Source organism: Actinomyces urogenitalis DSM 15434 (genome assembly GCF_000159035.1).
GTDB classification, from domain to species: domain Bacteria; phylum Actinomycetota; class Actinomycetes; order Actinomycetales; family Actinomycetaceae; genus Actinomyces; species Actinomyces urogenitalis.
Window position 1 is genome coordinate 1,184,142 of record NZ_DS999574.1, and the last position, 5,055, is coordinate 1,189,196.

At 62.8% G+C, this 5,055-nt stretch carries 5 protein-coding genes; all 5 read left to right on the plus strand.

Going from position 1 to position 5,055, the window contains the following annotated elements:
- Positions 1–941: DUF2800 domain-containing protein (locus tag HMPREF0058_RS05055; RefSeq protein ID WP_006548636.1), on the plus strand; the 941-nt coding region annotated here is incomplete at its 5' end.
- A gap of 19 nt (positions 942–960) precedes the next feature.
- Entirely contained in the window at positions 961–1,509 is a 549-nt protein-coding gene (locus tag HMPREF0058_RS05060) for a DUF2815 family protein (RefSeq protein ID WP_006548637.1), read from the plus strand.
- An 82-nt stretch (positions 1,510–1,591) separates the two neighbouring features.
- A complete protein-coding gene (locus tag HMPREF0058_RS05065; protein WP_006548638.1) occupies positions 1,592–3,541 on the plus strand; it encodes a DNA polymerase in 1,950 nt (649 codons plus the stop codon).
- Positions 3,542–3,599: 58 nt separating this feature from the next.
- Positions 3,600–4,502, plus strand: a complete 903-nt coding sequence (locus HMPREF0058_RS05070) for a GIY-YIG nuclease family protein (RefSeq protein WP_006548639.1) — start codon at positions 3,600–3,602, stop codon at positions 4,500–4,502.
- A gap of 346 nt (positions 4,503–4,848) precedes the next feature.
- On the plus strand, positions 4,849–5,055 hold a 207-nt coding region (locus tag HMPREF0058_RS05075), incomplete at its 3' end, for a BRO-N domain-containing protein (RefSeq protein WP_006548640.1).

Here is a 5,055-nt window from a genome sequence, read left to right on the forward strand (position 1 = left end):
GGATTGATGAGGAGATGGAGGTCCACACCGACGACTACGTGCAGTTCGTTGCCCAGCACCTCCAGTCTGCTCGGGAGCACTGCTCTGACCCACAGGTGTATGTCGAGCAGCGCCTGGACTACTCCCACCTCGCCCCGGGCGGCTTCGGTACCGGGGACTGTGTGATCGTCGCCGAACCCACCCTCCAGGTCATCGATCTGAAGTACGGCATGGGTGTCGAAGTCAGCCCCGTGGAGAATCCGCAGCTCATGCTCTATGGGCTGGGAGCCCTGGCAGCGTTCGACGCACTCTATGACATCCGTGAGGTGAGCCTGTCGATCTTCCAGCCGCGCCGCGCCAACGTCGAAACCTGGACCATCCCCGTCAATGAGCTCATCGCCTGGGGCGAGAACACGGTCAAACCGATTGCCGAGATCGCCGCCCACGGCGGAGGCGACTACCAGGCCGGCCCATGGTGCCAGTTCTGCCGCATTGCACCCACCTGCCGGGCCAGGGCCGAGTCGAATCTCGCGCTAGCCAAGCACGAGTTCGCACCACCCGCAGAGCTCAGTATTGCTGAGGTTGCGGATGTGCTGGCGAAGATCCCTGAGCTCAAAGCCTGGGCATCCGACGTCGAAGCATGGGCACTCGCGAAGGCCCGAGCCGGCACCCAGATCCCCGGGTTCAAGGTGGTCGCCGGCCGCTCCATCCGCAAATACACCGACGAGGCCGCAGTAGCTGAGGCCGCGAAGGCTGCCGGCTACAGCGACATCTGGGACAAGCGCCTGATCGGCATCACTGCCATGGAACGCCTCATGGGTAAGAGGGCCTTCACCGAAACGCTCGGAGACCTGGTCATCAAGCCCGAAGGCAAGCCCACTCTCGTTCCCGAATCCGACAAGAGACCAGCACTGCACCGCGTGAGTGCTGCCACCGATTTCACCAACACAAACAACAACTGACCAAGGAGGTCACCCAATCATGAACACCAATCCGACTCGCGTTGTCACCGGCGAAGTCCGACTGTCCTACGCACACCTTTTCGAGCCCCAGTCCATCCAGCGCTCCAAACCCAAGTACTCCGTTTCCCTGATCATCCCGAAGTCTGATCGGGAGACGATCGGCAAGATCGAGCGGGCCATCGACGCCGCCATCGAAGCAGGCACTGCCAAGTTCGGTGGCAAGCGCCCGAACAAGGCCGCCCTCAAGCTCCCGCTGCGTGACGGGGATACCGAGCGTGACGACGAAGCCTATGCCGGGTGCTTCTTCGTCAACGCTAACTCCACCCTGCCGCCCGAGGTCGTCGACCAGGACCTCAACCCGGTGCTCTCACCTGCGGAGGTGTACTCCGGCTGCTACGCCCGCGTCTCGCTGAGCTTCTACGCCTTCAACACCAACGGCAATCGCGGCATCGCCTGCGGGCTCGGCAACGTGCAAAAGCTGCGTGATGGCGAGCCGCTGGGTGGTGGCCGCACGTCGGCTGCTGATGATTTCGCAGCGTTCAGCGCTGGGGATGACTTCCTGGCCTAACCGCTCATCGCACAGTGGCGGGGCGCTCATACCGACAGGTGTGGGTGTCCCGCCACAACCACATCTATAGATAGGACACCCAATGCGCTCGCTCTCCCTGGACCTTGAGACCTTCAGTCCCACCAACCTCGCCACCGCGGGTGTGTACCGGTACGCCGAAGACGAGGCGTTCCGCATCCTCTTGTTTGGTTACAGCATTGACGGGGCACCCGCTAAGGTCATCGACCTGGCTCGGGGTGAGCCCATCCCACCGGGGATTCTCCAAGCGCTCACTGACCCGACTGTTACGAAGTCGGCGTTCAACGCATCCTTCGAGCGTGTCTGCATGAGCGCCTATCTGCGCCGCCATCACCCAGACCTGCTCGCTGAGGGGTTTCTGGGTCCGCGTGGGTGGCGTTGCACCATGGTGTGGGCAGCTTCCCTGGGCTTGCCGATGAGCCTGGACGGGGCAGCCAAAGCACTACGCCTCCCGATCGAGAAAGATCCTGCCGGGCAAAAGCTCATCCGCCGCTTCTCCATCCCCGGCAAGGATGGCATCCGGGTGCTGCCCAGCGATGATCCGGTGGGTTGGCAGCAGTACATCTCCTACAACCGCCGCGACGTTGACGTCGAAGTCCAACTCGCCTCTCGGCTTGCCCGCAACCCCATGCTGGAAGCGGAGTGGGAGACGTACTGGTTGGATCAGCGCATCAATGACACCGGGGTCCGCATCGACACCCAGCTTGCCGCCCACGCGGTCGAGGTCGACAGCCGCCACCGCGACACTTGCCTGGCGCGCGCCCAGCAGCTCACCGGATTGGAGAACCCCAATAGCCCCATCCAGCTCAAAGACTGGTTAGCCGCCCATGGCTGCGAGCTGGAGTCCTTGACGAAGACCGAGGTGGAGGCCGCCCTCGAGACGGTAACCGGCGATGTCGCTGAGGTGCTCCGGCTGCGCCAGGATCTCTCGCGGTCGTCTGTGAAGAAGTACCAGGCCATGCTCACCGTCGCAGGCAGCGATGATCGGGCACGTGGCCTCATCCAGTACATGGGGGCTGGCCGTACCGGACGCTTCGCCGGACGGCTCATCCAAGTACAGAACCTGCCGCGCAACCACATGCCCGACCTCGCTTCTGCCCGCAGCCTCCTCAACGCAGGCAACAGTGACGCCCTCGAACTGCTCTACAGCCCGCTACCAGACACCCTGAGCCAGCTCATCCGCACCGCCTTCATCCCCAGCAAGGACCACCGGTTTATCGTCGCTGACTTCAGCGCAATCGAAGCCAGGGTACTGGCGTGGCTCGCCGGAGAAGAAGGAACCCTACAGGCGTTCCGCGAGGGCAAAGACCTCTACTGCCAGACCGCGAGCCGCATGTTCGGTGTCCCAGTCGAGAAACACGGAGCCAACAGCGAGCTACGCCAGAAAGGGAAGATCGCGGTCCTGGCCTGCGGATACGGCGGCTCGGTCGGAGCTCTGAAAGCCATGGGAGCCTTGCGCATGGGGCTGGACGAGTCAGAGTTGAAGCCGCTGGTGGATGCGTGGCGGGATGCCAACCCTATGGTCGTGCAGTTCTGGCACGACATCGAACAAGCAGCCATCACCACAGTTGAGACCCGAACGCCCACGCAGGTCGGGCGCATCCACCTGTCCTACCGCTCTGGGTGCCTGTTTATCGCCCTGCCATCCAGACGGGAGCTGTGCTACCCACGGCCGCGCCTGGGTGAGAACCGCTTCGGCATGACCAGCATTCTCTTCGACGGGGTGGATGGCACCACCCGTAAATGGGGCCCGATCGAAACCTACGGCGGAAAGCTCACCGAGAACCTCGTTCAAGCAACCGCCCGAGACCTCCTCACCCACGCCATGCACCACGTCGACGCGGCTGGCCACCGGATCGTCATGCACATTCACGACGAGATCGTCGTCGACGAACCCACAGACGGTGCGAGCGTTGAAGACATCGTGACGCTCATGACGAGGCTGCCCACCTGGGCTGACGGCCTACCGCTGGATGCAGACGGGTACGAGTGCGGCTTCTATATGAAGGATTGACTGATCTGGTTCGGCTCGGCACACCGGCCACGAGTGTGTGCGTCGTTACGATTGGTGCATGAGTGGCAAGCACATTGATCTGTTCCTCGTTGATGGCGAGTCTGGCGGCTTGATGACCGCGGACGTGTCAGGCTGGACCGGGCATGTGCTCTCCGGGCCGCGCTCAGCAGTCAGCCGGATGCTGACGCGATCGGATGCTCAGACCAACGGCGTCTACCTGCTCACCGGCAGTGACGACTCTGCTCTGGAGTCGCTGCGTTGCTATATCGGCCGGACTGAGAACTTCGCACAGCGCATGCGTGACCATGACGCCAAGAAGGACTGGTGGGACAGGGCCGTGCTCATCTCCTCGCGCGAGGAGGCGTTCAACGAGGGCTACTGGGCTTACCTGGAGTATCGGATGGTGGAAATCGCCTCACTCGCCCAGCGCGCCACCCTGGATGACAACAAGCAGACGCCCAAGCCGCGTAAGCTGTCCGAGGCCCAGCAGTCTGATGCTGAGGCCTTCCTCGAGCAGATCCGATCCATCCTCCCGGTGCTGGGCATCAACATCTTGCGCTCACCGCGCCCAAACCACGAGCGCACTGTCACCGAGATCGAGGACGCCACCTCACCGATCTTCTGGATCCGCATCCCAGCACGAGGTGTAGACGCGTCCGCACGGATAGTGGATGGGGAGTTCTTCTTGATGGAAGGCTCACGTCTCGTCGCAGGATGGAGTGGCCGAGGCCGAAGTGAGTCCACGAAACGCACCTATGCGAGCCTGCAGGCCCGGCGCGACAAGCTCATCACGGATGGCACCTTCCGCCAAGAAGGCGACACGCTCGTCGTAACCCGGGATGTTGCCATGGCACCATCGACCGCTTCCTCTCTCGCACTGGGTAACTCCACCTCCGGCCCTGGTACCTGGCGGTGGAAGGGCGGCACCCTGCGTGACTGGGAAGACCGCGACCTTCACTAGCCGCCTCACCGACGCTGAGAGCTGGCGCGCACTGCCCGTGGCGGGCAGGAGTCTGAGAAGAGTTCATCGGCCCCGCACTGGTTCTTCCCTGTCCCAAGGACGCATGCGTGAGCGAAACAGGGACTCCCGAGTCTGCTGACAGTAACGAGATCGGGGGCACTATGAGGGTCAAACACTAGCGCCAGGCCATCACTCCGGGCTGCTCAGCATGGAACATGCGCCACGAGCGCCACCGGATTTCATGCTGAGGGGTTATCAACTGCTGTCTCTGACCGCCTAGGGCCTGAGAGGACGAGCGCTTTGCAAGGTGCATCGCCGAGGACGCCTCTCAGGAAGGCGGCTCGACATGAGCAGCAATCTGAACTCGTACACCCACCCGGACTTCGGCAACCTGCGCACCATCGTTGATGGCGAGAACATCTACATCTGCGCGAAGGATGCCGCCACCGCGCTGGGATACGCCAACACGAACAAGGCCATCAAGGATCACTGCAAGGGGGTAACGAAACGGTACCCCCTTGAAACCCCTGGCGGCACCCAGGAATTCGCGTTC

Coding starts and splice junctions, on each gene's coding strand:
- HMPREF0058_RS05060 (WP_006548637.1), top strand. CDS start 961: ATGAACACCAATCCGACTCGCGTTGTCACCGGCGAAGTCCGACTGTCC.
- HMPREF0058_RS05065 (WP_006548638.1), top strand. CDS start 1,592: ATGCGCTCGCTCTCCCTGGACCTTGAGACCTTCAGTCCCACCAACCTC.
- HMPREF0058_RS05070 (WP_006548639.1), top strand. CDS start 3,600: ATGAGTGGCAAGCACATTGATCTGTTCCTCGTTGATGGCGAGTCTGGC.